At 47.2% G+C, this 16,314-nt stretch carries 18 protein-coding genes and 2 pseudogenes; 8 read left to right on the top strand and 12 right to left on the bottom strand.

The features are described 5' to 3' along the window. Nucleotides 1-239: 239 nt before the first annotated feature. From EK22_RS23110 to EK22_RS09020, 7 genes are all read left to right on the top strand, one after another. Nucleotides 240-1,022: a hypothetical protein gene (locus EK22_RS23110; protein ID WP_152565055.1), complete on the top strand. Its 783-nt coding sequence runs from the start codon at nt 240-242 to the stop codon at nt 1,020-1,022. Nucleotides 1,023-1,114: 92 nt separating this feature from the next. Continuing rightward, nucleotides 1,115-1,483, top strand: a complete 369-nt coding sequence (locus tag EK22_RS25435) for a ribonuclease H-like domain-containing protein (protein ID WP_051961820.1) — start codon at nt 1,115-1,117, stop codon at nt 1,481-1,483. After that, nucleotides 1,465-3,705 (top strand): DEAD/DEAH box helicase, encoded by a 2,241-nt coding sequence (locus tag EK22_RS25430; protein WP_369798203.1) that lies wholly within the window; start codon nt 1,465-1,467, stop codon nt 3,703-3,705. The genes EK22_RS25435 and EK22_RS25430 overlap by 19 nt, the downstream gene beginning before the upstream one ends. Nucleotides 3,706-3,925: 220 nt before the next feature. Continuing rightward, nucleotides 3,926-4,561, top strand: a complete 636-nt coding sequence (locus EK22_RS09035) for a uracil-DNA glycosylase (RefSeq protein ID WP_051961818.1) — start codon at nt 3,926-3,928, stop codon at nt 4,559-4,561. Between the two features lie 84 nt (nt 4,562-4,645). Then, a complete protein-coding gene (locus EK22_RS09030; RefSeq protein WP_036250395.1) occupies nt 4,646-5,035 on the top strand; it encodes a DUF805 domain-containing protein in 390 nt (129 codons plus the stop codon). Between the two features lie 10 nt (nt 5,036-5,045). After that, nucleotides 5,046-5,330, top strand: coding sequence for a hypothetical protein (locus EK22_RS09025; protein WP_036250210.1), 285 nt, complete (start codon nt 5,046-5,048; stop codon nt 5,328-5,330). Next, nucleotides 5,302-6,087 (top strand): zinc ribbon domain-containing protein, encoded by a 786-nt coding sequence (locus EK22_RS09020; protein WP_152565054.1) that lies wholly within the window; start codon nt 5,302-5,304, stop codon nt 6,085-6,087. The genes EK22_RS09025 and EK22_RS09020 overlap by 29 nt, the downstream gene beginning before the upstream one ends. Nucleotides 6,088-6,465: 378 nt before the next feature. Here EK22_RS09020 and EK22_RS09010 read toward each other — a convergent pair whose 3' ends face one another. The 12 genes and pseudogenes from EK22_RS09010 to EK22_RS08960 all read right to left on the bottom strand — a co-directional run bounded on the left by EK22_RS09010 (nt 6,466) and on the right by EK22_RS08960 (nt 15,730). Next, nucleotides 6,466-6,741: an HU family DNA-binding protein gene (locus tag EK22_RS09010; RefSeq protein WP_036250208.1), complete on the bottom strand. Its 276-nt coding sequence runs from the start codon at nt 6,739-6,741 to the stop codon at nt 6,466-6,468. 104 nt (nt 6,742-6,845) lie between these two features. Continuing rightward, nucleotides 6,846-7,316 carry an EAL domain-containing protein gene (locus EK22_RS09005; RefSeq protein ID WP_081917821.1) on the bottom strand — a complete coding sequence of 157 codons (471 nt, stop codon included), beginning with the start codon at nt 7,314-7,316 and terminating at the stop codon, nt 6,846-6,848. A 232-nt stretch (nt 7,317-7,548) separates the two neighbouring features. Then, a complete protein-coding gene (locus EK22_RS09000) occupies nt 7,549-7,770 on the bottom strand; it encodes a hypothetical protein (RefSeq protein ID WP_036250206.1) in 222 nt (73 codons plus the stop codon). 4 nt (nt 7,771-7,774) lie between these two features. Beyond that, nucleotides 7,775-8,146 carry a YfbR-like 5'-deoxynucleotidase gene (locus tag EK22_RS08995; protein WP_200882583.1) on the bottom strand — a complete coding sequence of 124 codons (372 nt, stop codon included), beginning with the start codon at nt 8,144-8,146 and terminating at the stop codon, nt 7,775-7,777. A 170-nt stretch (nt 8,147-8,316) separates the two neighbouring features. Beyond that, nucleotides 8,317-8,712: pseudogene (gene rdgC, locus EK22_RS25555) on the bottom strand (recombination-associated protein RdgC). Beyond that, entirely contained in the window at nt 8,648-9,223 is a 576-nt protein-coding gene (gene rdgC / locus EK22_RS08990) for a recombination-associated protein RdgC (RefSeq protein ID WP_161786405.1), read from the bottom strand. The pseudogene rdgC (EK22_RS25555) and the gene rdgC (EK22_RS08990) overlap by 65 nt, the downstream one beginning before the upstream one ends. A 29-nt stretch (nt 9,224-9,252) precedes the next feature. Next, on the bottom strand, nt 9,253-9,543 hold the full coding sequence (locus EK22_RS08985; protein WP_255360578.1) for an H-NS histone family protein: 291 nt from the start codon (nt 9,541-9,543) through the stop codon (nt 9,253-9,255). A gap of 87 nt (nt 9,544-9,630) precedes the next feature. Next, a complete protein-coding gene (gene dnaN / locus EK22_RS08980; RefSeq protein ID WP_235209261.1) occupies nt 9,631-10,746 on the bottom strand; it encodes a DNA polymerase III subunit beta in 1,116 nt (371 codons plus the stop codon). Nucleotides 10,747-10,795: 49 nt separating this feature from the next. Continuing rightward, a complete protein-coding gene (locus EK22_RS08975) occupies nt 10,796-11,077 on the bottom strand; it encodes a hypothetical protein (protein WP_036250196.1) in 282 nt (93 codons plus the stop codon). Between the two features lie 87 nt (nt 11,078-11,164). Next, a complete protein-coding gene (locus tag EK22_RS08970) occupies nt 11,165-14,287 on the bottom strand; it encodes an SNF2-related protein (RefSeq protein ID WP_036250194.1) in 3,123 nt (1,040 codons plus the stop codon). Continuing rightward, entirely contained in the window at nt 14,287-15,159 is an 873-nt protein-coding gene (locus EK22_RS08965; RefSeq protein WP_036250193.1) for a hypothetical protein, read from the bottom strand. The genes EK22_RS08970 and EK22_RS08965 overlap by 1 nt, the downstream gene beginning before the upstream one ends. 133 nt (nt 15,160-15,292) lie before the next feature. Then, nucleotides 15,293-15,730 carry a GAF domain-containing protein gene (locus EK22_RS08960; RefSeq protein WP_036250192.1) on the bottom strand — a complete coding sequence of 146 codons (438 nt, stop codon included), beginning with the start codon at nt 15,728-15,730 and terminating at the stop codon, nt 15,293-15,295. Nucleotides 15,731-16,164: 434 nt separating this feature from the next. Between EK22_RS08960 and EK22_RS24200 the strand changes: the two are divergent. Then, nucleotides 16,165-16,314: pseudogene (locus EK22_RS24200) on the top strand (ISNCY family transposase); the annotation flags it as partial.

The raw sequence follows: 16,314 nt of genomic DNA, 5'->3' as shown, positions 1-16,314 counted from the left end.
AACAGATTTCATTAATACACGAAGGTTGTAGTGAAAAATAACGGGGGATCAAAATTTAGCCAATGCCTTTGCACACGATTGAGCATACTTAGCAATGACTATTTTGAAGCGATGATTCCATATCTTGCGTTTTCTCAAATACCAGGAAAATAGCAGATTATTTACTATTTTCTCAGGCCACAATGTATAAAAATAGCTCTGATCAATTGATATTTTCCCCATCTGATCTCGTTCTTGCCATGCGTTCTCCCTTCGCATCCTGGATGGAGCGTCTGGCCATTGAATCGCCCGCCATGATAGCCGGCATCGAAAAAGATCATGATCCCATGATGGCTTTGCTGGCTGCCAAGGGTAATACTCATGAATCGAACTTTCTCAAATTCCTGCAGGATACTCACGGTGAAAAAAACATCGCGATCGTCAAAAGCAAATCCCATTACGACAAGGCACTTGAAACCCTTCAATACATGAAGGACGGGTATCCGTTCATCTACCAAGCTTATTTATCGCGGGACGGATTCGCCGGTAGCGCTGATTTCCTGGTCAAGCTCGAAGGAAAATCCAGTTTGGGCGATTACCATTACGAGGCATGGGATACCAAGCTCTCTCAAACAACTCGCCCGTATTTCCTGATCCAGCTTTGTTGCTACAGCTGGATGCTGGAATCGATCCAAGGCATCATCCCAAACGAGGCCGCCATTGTTCTGGGTGATTTAACTGAAGATCGTTTTCGTATCGCCCGTTATTCCAGCTTTTTCGACCGCTTGAAACGCGACTTTCTCAATGCGCAATACGCATTCACCGCGGATTTCGTCTGTATGCCTGATCCGGCCTATTACAGTGATCATGGCGCTTGGGCGTCTTTCGCCAAAGACTGGATCAAGAGAACCGATAGCTTGGCGCAGATCGCAGGTATCCGCAAAAGCCATATCCGCAAACTCCGTTCGGTCGGCGTTGAAACCATGACGGATTTTGCCGTAACGACATTGAACCGATCAAGGGAATTCCTAGCGCGACAATAGCAAAACTGAAAGCCCAAGTCGAAATTCAACACGCATCCCGAGGCCTTGAAAAACCGCTGTTCAAGATCCTCCAAAACGATAACGGCAAGGGTTTGTCCTTTTTACCGCCGGCGTCTGCTCTCGACGTGTTTTTCGACATCGAGGGACATCCGTTGTATGACGGTGGTTTGGAATACCTTTGGGGCTGCAGTTACCGTTGCCCGGATGCGGCACAAGGGAAGCTCTATGCTTTCAAGGATTGGTGGGCACATACCCCTGAACAAGAAAAAGCCGCATTCGAAGGCTTTATTGATTGGGTCTATGATCGATGGAAACGTGACAACACCCTGCATGTCTACCACTATGCCAATTACGAAGTGGCAGCTATGCGCAAACTCTCCACCCGGTATGAAACCCGAATCAAAGAAGTTGCCGAAATGCTGGCAACGGCGTATTCGTCGATCTGTACAAGATTGTCCTGAATGGTGTTCTCATTGGCGAGCCTCGTTACAGCATCAAAAACGTCGAACACCTTTTCAGAAGCAAACGGACTACTCAAGTTGCTAATGGCGGCGAATCAGTCATTTTCTATGAAATGTGGCGTGAACAAGGCGGTGTTGCCCACTGGAGTGACAACGCCAATGGCTATCAATCTTGGCTTGCCGATCCAGCCACTTTTGATTGGGCACAATGGCCCGAATTGAAAGACATTCGCGACTACAACATCGACGACTGTGAAAGTACACTGGAGCTGGTGGATTGGCTGCGTGAACAACAATCCATCGCAGGCATCGCTTATGCCCCAAAATCGGATGCAGCAACACCTGACCAGGAAAAAACCGATCGACAAATACAGGCTGCTGACAAAAAGCAGGCGCTCCGAGACTGGCAGCAACATCTGTTCGAACGCTTCGAGGCGAGTGAATCACTTAAAAACGATCCCATCGCACAATTGGTCATGGATCTGCTGGGGTTTCATAACAGGGAACGCAAACCCAAAATCTGGGCCTATTTCGAACGACTGGAAAAGCCAGAAGAGGAATTGTTCGACGATGATACCTGCCTGCACAATGCGGTCATCATCGGCCAATTGCCATCTGATGATGGCGTGCTTTTCCGTTGCCAGTTCGACATCAAGCAACCGGTCAGAAAGGACAAGTTTGCTACTGGAACCGTGAGAGGCACCGACATTCGAGTGAAAGGCATTCGTTTCCCTGAATCCGAAACAGATGTACTGGTTGAATTCATCGCTGATCAGGATCAAATATCAAAGCTTGGTACCGATCGCATGACCTTGTTCGCCGACGAACCGTTTATTAACACCGAGACTTTGGAAACCCGGCTATGCGAAGTGGCGGAAGCCTTGTTTGATGGCCGGCTGCCAGGCGCAATTCAATCGATATTGAATCGAGAAACCCCGATTTTCAACATGGACGCTGAACCCACTTGCAATTACTTGCCGATCACCCGCTCAAGGTTCCCCGAAGACGACTTGTATTTGGAAGCCATCATTTCAGCGGTCGAGGCTATGGATAACAGTACGATGTGCATTCAGGGCCCGCCCGGTGCTGGCAAAACGTTCACCGCCAAGCACATCATCACGTCTTTGGTGAAAGCAGGGAAACGTGTCGGCGTCATGAGCAATAGCCATGCTGCGATCCTGAATCTCCTGGATACCCTCCACGAACCCACCGAGCATGCCCGAATTGCTAAAGTCGGTGGCTTTGGTTCTAAACAGGACGCATTCAAGGAGAAATATTCTGAGGAAGATTTCCCTAATTACGTGTACCGGACCTCCATGAATTTCACTAAACGCGATCCTTATCATTCGTTTGCGGTGGTCGGGGGAACCGCCTATGCCTTTGCATCAAGTACCGCTTTTGAAGCCCCGCTCGATTATCTTTTCGTGGATGAAGCTTCTCAGGTGGCCTTGGCCAACCTGATCGCGGTGGCCGGCTGCGCAAGAAACATCGTCCTGATGGGTGATCAAATGCAATTGGAGCAACCCATTCAAGGAAGTCATCCAGGGAACTCAGGTTTGTCAGCTTTGGATTACATGCTCGGTGGGCACGGCGTCATCCCTGACGATATGGGAATCTTCCTGGAAAGGACGTACCGCATGCACCCGGCTGTTTGTCATCCACTTTCCGAGGTAGTTTATGAAGGCAAACTAAAGGCTGCTAAACACAATGATCGCCAACTTGTTTCGGTACCGGATTCGAAGCTGATCAAGCAGTCCCATGGGGTCATGGTGATCAACGTTGAGCACGATGGCAACCGGCAAAGCAGCGAAGAGGAAGTGGATGTCATCCAGCGAATCATCGACGATCTCAAAACAGGCCGTTGTACCGCTAAAAATGGTGAAGCTCGCTCAATTGCCAATCAGGACATCCTGGTTGTGGCGCCTTACAACATGCAGGTGAATTTGCTCAAAGATCGTTTAGGCGACCAAATCGCCATCGGCACGATAGATAAGTTCCAGGGCCAAGAAGCGCCAGTGGTGATCATTTCCATGGCCGTCAGCGACGTAGAGGAAAGTAGTCGAGGCCTTGATTTCCTGTTCGACATCAACCGTCTAAATGTCGCTGTTTCGCGTGCCCAAGCTTTGGCTATTATCGTTGCCAATCCGGGCTTGGAACGCTGCCGGGTTTCATCGCTTGAGCAAATGGAAAAGGCGAGTTTTTATTCTCGGCTGGTGTCCTGATGAACGGTGAATCTATCAGCGTCGCTTGCAAACACAACTGGTATTCTGCGCCGTGCGGGTGTTTGGGCAAGCCATACCCGTACAGCAAATGTCTGCATTTTCAAGATGATATACCTGCCGTCGTAGAAAAACGGGTGGGCTGTGACGGAACTAAAAGTCCGCGCTGGATTCGCAGTGAGGTGCCGGCGGATTGTCCGAAGTTTTCAGGGAGCCAGAAGCAATGATCAAAATCCCATCACTTTGGGCAAATCTTTTATTGACCGCTGGCAAACCTGAGATTCTTGATGCTATTGCTGAAATTGAGAGCATTCTTGATGGTCTTTCAAAACAAGCTGTGATTTTGCCCACTGCCGATCACCGATATAGAGCTCTTTCAATCGATCCGGAAAAGATAAGATGCGTGATCGTTGGCCAAGATCCTTACCACGGCATTGCAGAAATATGCCTTGAATCCGGAGAAACACACTCAGTACCGGAGGCAATGGGCCTGAGCTTTTCGGTACCCAAGGGAATAAAAATCCCGCCTTCTTTACGCAATATTTTCAAGGAACTGAATCAAGATGTTGGCTATCCGGCGCCGGATCACGGCGATTTAACCGCTTGGGCCGATAGAGGGGTTTTGCTTTTAAATCGCATGCTCAGCGTCCAGAAAGATAAACCCGGTTCTCATAGCAAACTTGGCTGGCAACAGGTAACAGAAGCATTGGTATCAGCTCTGTCTCAACAGCATTCGGGCATTGTGTTCATTCTTTGGGGAAACCATGCCAAGTCGGTTCGACCGTTCATCGCTAATAATGAGCATACAATCATCGAATCGAGCCATCCCTCGCCGATCGGCGGCTCATGCATGCAATAAAGGCTTTTTTGGTTCGAGGCCGTTTAGCCGTGCAAATGAGGCTTTAGCAAACCTTGGAAAACAAACAATCGATTGGAGTCTATCGTGAACTACTACTTTGCAGCTTTCAGAAAATACGCCGTATTCAAAGGCCGTGCTACCCGTAGTGAATACTGGTACTTCACGCTGTTCAATATCCTCGCCGTCTTGGGATTTGGCCTAATTGATCAACTAATGGGCACTTTTAACTTTGACGCCGGCTATGGGCCATTGAGCGCTATTTATACGCTGGCAATGATTCTCCCTGGTCTGAGCGTTTCGATAAGACGCTTACATGACACGGGACGTTCTGGAGGGTGGTTTTTGATTACTGCCATCCCTGTGTTAGGTCTACTGGTCTTTTTGTATTTTGCTTTGCTAGATAGTGATCCGAACCCAAACCAATACGGCGAATCGCCATCTTGGAAGTATAACATCCAAAATTTTTCTCGATGATCGTTCGAGAATGATCGAACTGTTTTTCTTCGAAAGTGAATCCGAAGCCATAGCAACTGCTCATGCACTTGAAAAGCTTGGCGGGCGGGCGAAAAAACTTTTGGCTGAATGCATCGAACATCAAGGTATCACTAGAAAATCCGCTTCGGCTGCAGCTCGGGCGTTGGAAAGCGAAGGCTTTTTGTTCATTACTGAAAGTGATGATATTTTCGACAAATCGGTCGAAATGAAACCCTCTCTTTGGGGCGAGGAAGCTATGGACTTGCTTGAGTTTCTTTCTCAGAATTCGACTTAACAAAAACCGCGAAATTCTTCATCCATACTGTATTGACCGATTTGAACTCAACGCCAAACGCTGCCATGCCTGCGAGCTTTTCGTCGACAAGCGGTCCTTGTCGGTGCGGATGAGGGATTGTCCACAATGCGGCACCCGGCACGATCGCGATATCAATGCTGCCAACCCACTCGAAAATCTCATCAACTTCCTGATTTTCAATTCACCAATGTTGACTTGGTGTTATTCTTTCATGCTTTTTAGAAAAGGTATTGAGGTAGGTTCACCTCATGCCCATGCGTCGATATCCGCATATTGTGGTTTCAATTCCGAAAAGGCGCTAATTGATTGCGGGCCCGACACTGAAGACAAAAATCTCATTCTCGCTATAACGTCAGACTTGCCAAAGCTTGCTGAGTGCGTTTCTGAGATGAAGGAAACACCCTTGAAGTCAGTTCCAAATGATCATTTGGGGAATCTGATCAGCACGGCATTGACTCCTGAATGCGAATGCTGCGGGATCAAGAAAAAGAAAAACCAGCCAATTGGCGATCCCGATGAGCTCTATTTTCAGCCAGATGGATGGGTATGCCCGAACTGTGCGTCATCTGAAGATGAGTACGACACATGCCTATTTTGTGGTCCGGATGTTATATACCGCGCCGACCAGATCAATGATCGCGGAGAGTACACGGAGCACGATGGCGGATCTGTGATGGACGATGAAGAAAAACAAGATTGGGATGACTATATCGAAAACTTGAACAAGGATCTTTGACATCTTCCCCCGGCTTAAAGGCCGGGGATTCCTCTACCTGAAGGGGCGTTTTACGCCGCTTTTGGATAAATTCAGTGGTTACTTGTTGACGGATGCCGGATTAAGAAAGGTTCTTGGCGAAAATTTCTGATCAAGCTATTGAAATTGCGTCAGAAAATCATCCAGATACATCCATAACAAAATACCGGAAGTCAGGATAAATATCAGAGGATCAGTGAATACCGCCCCGAACACAGACCTTCCGAATGAGGCGACAAAATCTAAACTTGTAGCGGTATATTTCCAAATTTGAGTGATAAGGCTGGGCAATGAAATTGTCTCGATGAAAAAATGCCCCATCATCGAAAAAAACTTTCTCATTGCCCGATCGCTAATGGACTAAGCGTTTACCGCATCCCGTAATACTTTTGCAGGTGTGATTTTAACCACCTTTTTGGCCGGCGATTTAAACATCTCACCAGTTCTAGGATTGCGGCGTTCCATTTCCGGCTTGTCGTTTACTTTGAATTTGCCGACATCCTGAAGAGTAAACTCGCCTGAACTAATCACTTCACTTTTGATGGTTTCAGCCAGGCTTTTTAAAACGTCTTCAACCTGTTTCTTGTTCAGACTGGTGTCTTGTGCAATTTTAGCTATCAATTCGCTCTTGTTCATGTTTTTCCTCACGGTTAAAAAAATTGGTTTTTTGAAGCTTTATTTTGTGCGACCTCTTCGAAAGAAGTCACGTTGAAGAACGCTATTTTCTGGCTGTTTCGAATTTAAAGATAACCAAATCTCGACTCTCTGGACCAAAATCCCTGCCAAGCATTACAGCCGATCGATCGGGCAAAGCTGAGATGCCAGCTGGTTTCGATATGCTCTGCTACCACTGTCATTTTCTTCGTAGAAAAATGGCTGATCATGTGCTGAAGGATTTCCCGGTTTTCAATGCTAGCCATCGCCAGCTTTAGGAAATTGCCGTCGATCTTGAGTACATCAGGCTGAGTGAGGGTTGTTCGAAGTAATCCGTCCATGCCGGCGCCAACATCATCAACAGAAATCAGCACGCTATGCTCTTTTCGCCATTCGATAAACCGTTCAGCAGCGTTGTGAAGATCAGCATTTGACGCAAAATCTTCTGTCCATTCGAGGCACAACTTCCAATTCAATGCAGCTGCTTTCATAACTTTATCAGAAATACCCAGAACCGAGCCGTGGACAGGTTGACAGCAATCGTTTTGCGTTTCCATTTGTCCGGCGCATGGTTGTTGGCCAAATACTTAAATGGCTTTCGGTCGACCTCCATCCATGTTTCGTCTGCAGATCTTTGTCCTTGAAACAAAGCCTCCCAGAATAAAACAGGGCGACGATGCTTGACGGCTAAGATTGGTTCGCAGGTGTAATTGGGTATTGGGCAACTAAACATGCTCTTCCATGATGAAGTTCAAAAAGTATAGACAACCGCAGCCAGCCGGCAACGAGCTAAAACAGCCATCGCCCGACACCGATCGAGCTGGTCACGGTAAAGCCCATTTGCATGGCAACCATCGACCATGTTCTGGTTTTTACACCGTAGGTAAGCCAAGCAGCGTTCGATAGCAGAAAGGCCACAAATCCCCATCCAGAGAATGAGGTGTTGAGCCCCAGGATCAAGCTTCCAAGAAGCCCAGTAATCGAGCCAAACCATTCAACGAATTTGAGCATTTGCTTACCTGCGCACCTTTGAAAGTTGATTGAATCGATCCAAAAAGGATTTTCTCGCCTGTTCTGGGGATTGAGGCTTTATTCTGAACGGCGCATGCGGTATATCAGCGGACGCCCCATTCTTCATCATCGTTTTTGCATTCATCAAATCCATTTGCTCGGTGACCAACATTATCAAATCGGCTTTTTTTACCGACACTGGCATTCCGTCATAAAGGCCGAATTTTTCAAACAGAGAAGTCTCTATCCGCTTTTCGATGATCTTAAATTCCGGCAACAACTGCTTTAGCGGCGTAGGAACGTCACCAACATAAGCTTCTGCAGCATCGTGCATCAACGCTGCAAATTGATCGCATTCGGGTACCAGATAGCTCACCAAAACCGAATGCTGCACCACTGAGTAGAACGACCTTGTGAGCCCGCCAAATCGACAGGTATGTGACAAGGCATCAGCAATGTCGTGAATGCAAAATACGCTTGGATCAAGCGCTACAAAATTAATGTACCGTCCGGAACGTGCTTAGCTTGAGGGGGTGATTTCTGGAGTCACGCTGCCTTCCGTTTTGCCTCGCCATCAAACACGGCGACCAGCTTTTCGATCAGTTCTGCCATCCCGCTGGCAAATAGAGTCAGATCAGCCTCGAACAAAGCGGCGGCTGACTCGTATTCTTCATCCCGGTTTTCATTGCATAGATCGAGCAGCCGGATTCGCTTGATTCCAAGGCTCGCATCGAGGTCGAACGCTACTTTGTCTTCCTACGTCAGAGCGATTTTTGTTACCCGACCACCGGCATCGATATGTGATCTGACATCTTGCGAGAGCAAATCGATGTTTTTGAGTTTGATCACTCCACCTTCGTCCGTCGAAATCGAAGCGCTATTGCCGGGCACAAATCCTTCGGGAAAGTGGTCGCTGACCCAGCCGGTGATTGTGCCAGGCACGTTGTTTTCGACAGCCAACGGCACAACCGGCCGGAAGCGATCCTATGGCTTTCCGCAAATGTGACAGCAGCTTTTCAGCAGCACTTGCCGACGAAGCATTAACGACGATCTGATGCTTCATGCGATCAACGTAAGCCATCGTCACCGATTCTTTACTGAAAGCACGCGGCAACAACTCGTGAATGATCTGGTCTTTCAGATCGGCCCGCTCACGGCCTTTGACTCGACGCTGTTCTCTGGACTCGATTTCGGTAATTTTCTCGATGAGAATTTTGTTGATCGAAGCAGCAGGAAGCACCTTGGACTCGGTTTTCAGTGCGATAAGATCGTACTGGCCAATCCTGTAAACCAGGTTATTTTCCTGAAGGAATTCCGCAGGCTTCGCCCAATCGACGGACATTGAATCTGTCGCAGCACAAGGTTTGAATTCTCTCTCATTCAGCTTATCTGCAAGCTGGTGTAAATCGAGTGGCTGGGTTAGTGAATAGACCAAAACATTTTTGAATGGCACCTGCCATATCTCCTTATGAATAAGCACGTTTACTGATCTTTCTCGATCAAAAATTCATCCTTACTTCGGCCGGAATCGATCAATTCCTGCATCCATTTCGGCACAACGCCGCGTCCTGTCCACGTCTCATCAGGATTGGCTGGGTTTTGATATTTCGGTGCCACTTTGCCTTGTGGGCCGCCGCTCTTTCTGCTTGCCTGTTCGTCGAACTTGATATTGACTGATGCGCCAATTGATGCCGCCAATTCTTTGATTTGTGCAATCACTTCTTTGCGCATACTCTTTTGCTTTTCAGCCAGTTTTTGTTCTGCTTCGGCTATGAGCGCTTATAGTTCGGCCGGGGTTTTATTTTCCAGGTCTAACATGGGTTCAACTCCATTGGGTTAAAAAATAGTTCATTGTCACATTCATATTCGCATCGGCATCACGACATACCGAAACAACGATTTAGTCGGCGCTTCGAGAAAACAGGCGCTCGCATTGGCGGCAATGGTCATTTCCACCGTATCGCCGTCGACGTTATTCACGGCATCCAACACATATTGAGCATTGAAGGAAATTGAAACGGAATCTCCCAGATAGTTGATCACAATATCTTCTTCTGCCTCATCATTTTCCGGATTATTGCCGCTTAGTTTCATCGAGCAGCTATTGATTTCGAAATTCACGCCTTTGTATTTCTCGTTGCAAAGCACCTCAACTCGCATCAATGCTTCTTTTAGCGACACTCTATCCACTCTCAGCGGATCCAGAAATGACTGGTTGAAACTTCGACTAAAATCAGGAAAACGAGCATCAACCAGCTTTGATGAAAACACCGAGTTTTTATACAAAACCTCGATGGAATTATTTGAAATCCGGATCTCCGCGTCCGCCTCCGAATCGTCTAGCAATCGCACCAGTTCTTGTACTGCTTTTCTGGGCAGGATGATTTTGGCATCGTGATCAGTTTTTGCCCCAATGTCATCCTCATACAGACCGAGCCGATGCCCATCAGACGCAACCAGCTTGATTTTTGAATTCTTGATGCTTAGCTCCAAGCCGTTGAGGTAGTGCCGGGTATCATTGACCGCCATGCAGAACGCTGTTTTATCCAGACCTTCTCTCAGCTTTCCGGCATTGACCTTGAAGCTGGATTTCGTCTCGCTGCGGCTAAATTCGGGAAAACTATCGGCTGGCAAGGTATTCAATGTATAACGACCGCGCCCCGAAGAAACCTTGACCTTATCGTTATCCAGGTCGAATTTGATCACGCTGTCAGCTGGCAGTAGCTTGCAAATATCCAATAGCTTTCGTGCTGGCATCGTGATACTGCCTTCATCACGAATGTCATCCAGATTCAAATGACTGACGATTTGAACCTCTAAATCGGTGCCTGTCAGGATTAGCCGATTATCGCAGCACTGAACCAGTACATTTGAAAGAATGGGCAATGTTTGGCGCCTATCAATGACACGGGCAATTTGTTGCAGCGGGCCCAGTATTTGTTCGCGGTTAATTGAAAATCTCATCGTCTTATCCATGTAAAAATCCTTGATAATTCCATTTTATGTGCCGCAAAAATAATGCAAATTAATATCCGACTGTGTTTGAGGCGCGGCTAAGCTCGCTGACATAACAACCAGAAATCGAGAATCCGCTTTCCCATTGATCATTCAGAAAGCATTCGAACAAATTCTCATGCGGTTTATGAATCAATCGATCGAGCAGCATGTAAACGATATTCCCCTTGTCGTCCTTTTTGAAATCCAGTGCTTTCGTTTCGATTGCTGAGGAATTTCCCCGAAACAGAATCACCAGATTGCGGGTTTCTTCGTTGAGACTGATGTGTTTAATGACGCGGTTATTTGCCATATTAAAACCAATTTTGAATGGATTATTTTTGAAATGCCTGGCTAAAAGGCGCTATTTTTAGACGCCTTTTGATGATTTGTTGGTTTTTTACGCAGCCTTTTTTCGGAGAAAATCCAGTTTTTCTTTCAACTCGGGGATAGAGTTGATGAAACGATACACAAACGCATCAAAATGCACGAAATCTTCATCGTCGGCTTGTTCGCCATAGTCCAGGCCTACTCCACTGGCCAGGGTTTTCCATTTGATCAACTGCCCCATGTATTCGTCGATCGAGCCTTTCAGATGCAGAAAATGACAGGACACTTCGCTTTTTTGCTGTGGACGGATTAGTCGATAAATAGCCTGGAATTCTTCCCGCGATTTGTAGGATCGATTGTAAAAAATCACCGAATTGAGCATCGGCAGATTCAAGCCGTCTTGTGTCACGCCGAGGCTGGCCAGCATGACTTGATCACTTCCGTTGCGGATACGCTCATTCAGCTTTGCCGTCCGTTTCGCAATGGTGTCCTCGCCGGAGAAAACCAGGTTTATGATATTTCGTTTTCTCAACTCTTCAGAGAGACGCCGCAATACCACGGGGTTTTTCGCAAATACGATCGGTCTTAGTCCCTTGTTGATTTCGCTTTCGATCAGATCAAGACAAACCTTTTCCTTACTGGTCAGGGATTGAAACCCTCGACCGTAGCCACTAACCGCGCTGGGCACATTCGCCGCCTTGAAACAGGCTTCAAGCCTGGCCAGGATCATCGTCAAGTTAAGCGCCTTGCCTTCCTCGCCGCGCTCTTTGGCATATTGCTTGTACCAATTGGCGAACTCTTCCGCAGTTTTCACATAGAGCAGCAAATGATCCATATTCCAATCGACTTCAATCGGATCGCATAAGGTAGGTACCGGGAATTTTACATAGCGACTGACGGCCGGTTCCTGCTGGACACGGCGTTTGATCATCGGTGCCACCCATGCCCTGTAATCCTGAAGAAATGCAGGCTTGATCTTGGGTACTTCCCGTTTTGCCCCGCGTTCGTGGTTATCTAAAAATTCATTCGTTGCCCATTCCAGGGTCACGTAACGACGGGTAAACTCATCCCGGCCTGTTGGCTGGAATTCGGCGCTTTTGAACAGCCGCTTTTCAATGAAGCCGCCATTCATCGAGTATGGTTGATAAGCTCTTTCTTGACCGGCCACAAAAGCCGCCAGATTTTGCATTTCGCGGGGATAGTTAGGGCTTGGCGTACCGTCCAGGATATACCGGCGTTTAGCACCCAGCGCCCATACTGCGCGAGTCTGCTGAGAAAAATGATTGGCCAGCAAACCACCTTCATCGCACAGCACGTTTTTTATTTTCTTACGCAGAAATTTAGCCAATGTCAGTTTGGGAAACCGCGGATCAATGGCCATTTTCAGTCGTTCGTAACTGATGATATTGACCTTGCCGAGCTGTTTGGTATCACTCAAGGTTTTGATCACCTTGTAATCCGTGACGCCAAGCGATTTCAATTCATTGGCCATTTCTGGCACCAACCTCGATTTCAACACCAACAGCGATTTTCCATTGAGAAGCAGAGCGAGCGATAACGCGAGCCTGGATTTACCCAAAGCCATTTGCCAGCCACAAATGGCCCCATTGGGCTTAAACGCTAACTCGCAAAGATCTTCGAGCTGATAGTCCCAAGTCAGCCACTGGTCGATCCCAAGTAGCGTGGCCTTTGCTTTTAAGCGGTCTATCTCCTTTGGAAAACAGTTCTTGATTGGCGGGTAAATATCCTCCCAGTAACCGGCGTCAACAACCGTCTTCTCTGGGGCGAACAACGCGAAAAATGTGTCGTGGTCACAGGCAAATTCACCGCGTCCGGTTTGGACAATAAATCCAGTATCAACCCGTTTGGCCGTGACAGTTTCATTTTTCGATATCGCTGCCCCTTTTTGCGTCCGGTTGATCAAGGCCATCTTGTTTGCCGTTGCTTTAAATTCCGGTGTGCCTTTCCGAAAAACCGTGCGTCCGAATGGAATCCTCATTTTTTTATTTTCAACAACGATCGATTTAATGCCGTCGATCAGTTGGCGATTGACGACCGGTTCACCACCAGCCGACCGGATGACATTGCACACTGAATTTAACGCCTTAAAAGGATCGTCCTGCATGCTGATGGCATCCAGATTCAATTGGAATTGCCCTGCATAACGCGTCTTCGCTGGGTACTTATGCAGGCGATCGGAATACAAGCGGGATCGATAAAGCGCATTCTTCACGCAGCCTTCTGTGGCGCCGTCGAAGAAATCCAGTTTTATCCAGCGACCAGCTCTTTTCAGAATAACCGTATTATCACCGGTCGCCTCCGTGGTAATCACAGGCTTTGATTCCTCAATGCCTATGACGCTAATAGGATTCCTGCTATGCCCCAGTTCATCTACCGAACGGCAGCTCAGTTGAAACAGTGTTGGCGGTATCAAGCTTTCGTTGATCGAGCCAGTTTTGATTCGGATGCTTTCCGGCGCATTGGCCGCTGGGCCTTGAAGCTTTCGACCGAACACCATTAAAACGGTGTTGACCGACTCGACATTTTCTTCTTTGAATGCGTTGCTTGGCAGATCAAATATTGCTCGCAACCTGCCAGCCATAACGGACGATTGCTTCACTATCGCTTGGGTCGATGCCGGTACGACAGCCGCCACAATATCGCTATGGTTTAAGGCTTGCGCCAAGGCGTATTCGTGAGACACGGCCGACGTGTTAGGGCCGTATTTCCCGTAATGGGTAACGCCAGGGTAAGCATTGAGGAATGGACTCGATAGCGGAATAGAGAACGGTGGATTGATGAGTGCAGCACTATATTTAACCAATTCGACCGATTCCATGCCGGCATGAACCAAGTCGAACATGTATCCGTTTCCGTCAAGGATTTCAGATACTATTTCAACCAACTGGCCGTCGACATCCAGTCCACACAAATGAAACCGCTTAGGATCGGCATAGCGGAACATACCGGCATTCCCGATGCTGTTATCCAGCAGCCGGTACCGGCCGTCATCGCGATCAAATGCAGGCGATATAGCCTGCCAAATAAAACGAACCAACCATTCGGGTGTAAAGAACTGGGACAGGGTTTCTTTGCGCTTTTCATGCAAGGCTGCCAAGGAACCTGCCTTTGACGCCGCGCTGCCTTTAGACTGAATCTGATCGAGTTCTGCAGGAAGATAACGCGTTAACATTACGCTGCCTCCAGCAAACCGGTTTTCTCAATGATTCTATCCGCTGCGTCTGCTTCGCCGTTGATCATGAGGAAAGCAATCAACGCATCGAACGCTTGAACGCTGAATCGGTATTCGTGTTTATCTTTGAAGCAGTGGATTTCAAGGTGCCCCCCTTTGCCAAAAACCGTCCTGGAAGCGATTTTTTCCCGAGACCAACTGAGATCCTTGATCGCCGAAATATAATTACTGATCGCGATACCCAATGACAGCCCGGATTCTTTTTCTATGATGCTGAAAGCATCCTGTAAGGCTGTTAGTTCTTGTATTTTCGAATAGACATCGTGGTAACCAACCGACCAGGTTTGGCAAATGACGCGTCCTGCCTTTTTGTACGGCTCGTAATATCCCCGCTCGCACTTCAAATTCAAGCGATCGATGATTTTACATGCCAGCATATTGAGGCCTTTTTCCTCCAGGCTTTCGGCTTGTTCACCAATCGAATCAGCAATCGCATCAAAATTTACTTCGGACAAATAGGCTTCAATCAGCGCCTTGTCTGCTTCCAGGTCTCCATCAGCATGCGACCAAAACCGTTCGGCGAAACTTTCCCGGCGGCTTCGTCTTGATATAACCTTATACAGACCAGAATCCAACGAAACCCTTGCCGGCGTCCCATTGGAATATTGGCTACTCAGTTTCGCGCAGAGATTTTCAAGATAGCTCTCGGCAATTGCTTCAAAGCATTCGCCGATATAAAGCCTGTAATCCCTGACGGAAATACCCAGGTCAGATAAGAACTGCGCGTGCTTGATTAACTCATGGCGCGATTCCACCATTTCAAGCAGGCGAGATTGAATAGTTGATTTGATTGATTCGACGGTAATAGTCATTTCGGCTTCCTGTTTTTGTGTTTTGAAAACACGTTAAAACAGGTTGCCGGTAATGCAACACATTAAAACAAGTACAAATAACCAGCGCACGCGTGGGAAAGTCCTCCGACATATAGTTACAAGGACCATGAAACTATACTGCCGGCTGTGTTTTTTGCATTCGTGACCATTCAACGATTAGTTGGAACAAATTGGCATAACGCTCCAATTGCAGTAGTTCTGCATCGTTAGGCGGATTTTGATAGTCCTGATAAAGCGCAAAAATTCCCAGCGTCTCCTCGCGGTTATTCTTGACAGGGTATGACCAACACGATTTGAAGCCAACTCCTTTGGCCGACATTTCCATCTTTCTTTCAAGAAAACCGACAATGTTATCGTTTGCTCCGGAAGCAAATTCTTCATGAAACATCGGGCATAGCATTGATTCGGGATAAGCAGCCGGTGCTTTTTCAAAAATCTGAAAACGACACTCGGAGTCTTCATGGATCCTTTCTATGTCTCGACACAGGCAGTCAATCAACACGCTTAAAGGTTTCTCTTTGTTTAGAAGCTCGACAATGCGGCCATACATCTCAAGCTCTTTGTTTCCAAGCACGCAAGATAATTGTTCACAACATCCCATACCTTAGAACTAAAATAATTCGTCGAAAAATTTATCGATTTTTTGGCTCAGTTTTTCTTTTCCGAAAAAAATGAGGGTGGTCGCACCAAAACAGACCAGCAAAAACATTGAGCCCGCGAGAAAAACCAGCATGGAACAACCGATCAGAACAATAAGCTCAAATTTCGTAGAGAACGCTAACGATTTTTTGAGAAGCATGAGGGTCCTGGATTTGTTTGGGTAACTAGTGTTTGAATGAAAATTAATTAATCTCATATTCATCAATAGGTTATAATGATTTTCCAACACGAAGATGTGTTGCCCTGACCCCGGTTTTGTCTTATTTCCAGCGAAAATCGGCCCGTAACCGCCTAAAAGCCAAAATCTTCATCCCTCGAATTCGCATGCGCACCGTCATTCAGCCTCAACTCAAATTCGGTGAAACCGATATTGCCGCCATTGTCATTGATCCTAAATCACGTGATGACATTCCCCAACTACTGCGTGGACTGCAATACATTTATACCGAGGTCAGCTTGCGTCAGCGGATATTT

This window comes from Methylobacter sp. BBA5.1, assembly GCF_000746145.1.
GTDB lineage: Bacteria > Pseudomonadota > Gammaproteobacteria > Methylococcales > Methylomonadaceae > Methylobacter > Methylobacter marinus.
Note: the sequence above shows the minus strand (reverse complement) of the source record. Positions and strands in the feature narration are given on the sequence as shown.

What these genes read in the sequence shown, in the direction of transcription:
- EK22_RS23110 (WP_152565055.1), top strand. Translation starts at nt 240, where the DNA reads ATGCGTTCTCCCTTCGCATCCTGGATGGAGCGTCTGGCCATTGAATCG.
- EK22_RS09035 (WP_051961818.1), top strand. Translation starts at nt 3,926, where the DNA reads ATGATCAAAATCCCATCACTTTGGGCAAATCTTTTATTGACCGCTGGC.
- EK22_RS09025 (WP_036250210.1), top strand. Translation starts at nt 5,046, where the DNA reads ATGATCGAACTGTTTTTCTTCGAAAGTGAATCCGAAGCCATAGCAACT.
- EK22_RS09010 (WP_036250208.1), bottom strand. Translation starts at nt 6,741, where the DNA reads ATGAACAAGAGCGAATTGATAGCTAAAATTGCACAAGACACCAGTCTG.
- EK22_RS09005 (WP_081917821.1), bottom strand. Translation starts at nt 7,316, where the DNA reads ATGGAAACGCAAAACGATTGCTGTCAACCTGTCCACGGCTCGGTTCTG.
- EK22_RS09000 (WP_036250206.1), bottom strand. Translation starts at nt 7,770, where the DNA reads ATGCTCAAATTCGTTGAATGGTTTGGCTCGATTACTGGGCTTCTTGGA.
- dnaN (WP_235209261.1), bottom strand. Translation starts at nt 10,746, where the DNA reads ATGGATAAGACGATGAGATTTTCAATTAACCGCGAACAAATACTGGGC.
- EK22_RS08975 (WP_036250196.1), bottom strand. Translation starts at nt 11,077, where the DNA reads ATGGCAAATAACCGCGTCATTAAACACATCAGTCTCAACGAAGAAACC.
- EK22_RS08970 (WP_036250194.1), bottom strand. Translation starts at nt 14,287, where the DNA reads ATGTTAACGCGTTATCTTCCTGCAGAACTCGATCAGATTCAGTCTAAA.
- EK22_RS08965 (WP_036250193.1), bottom strand. Translation starts at nt 15,159, where the DNA reads ATGACTATTACCGTCGAATCAATCAAATCAACTATTCAATCTCGCCTG.
- EK22_RS08960 (WP_036250192.1), bottom strand. Translation starts at nt 15,730, where the DNA reads ATGTATGGCCGCATTGTCGAGCTTCTAAACAAAGAGAAACCTTTAAGC.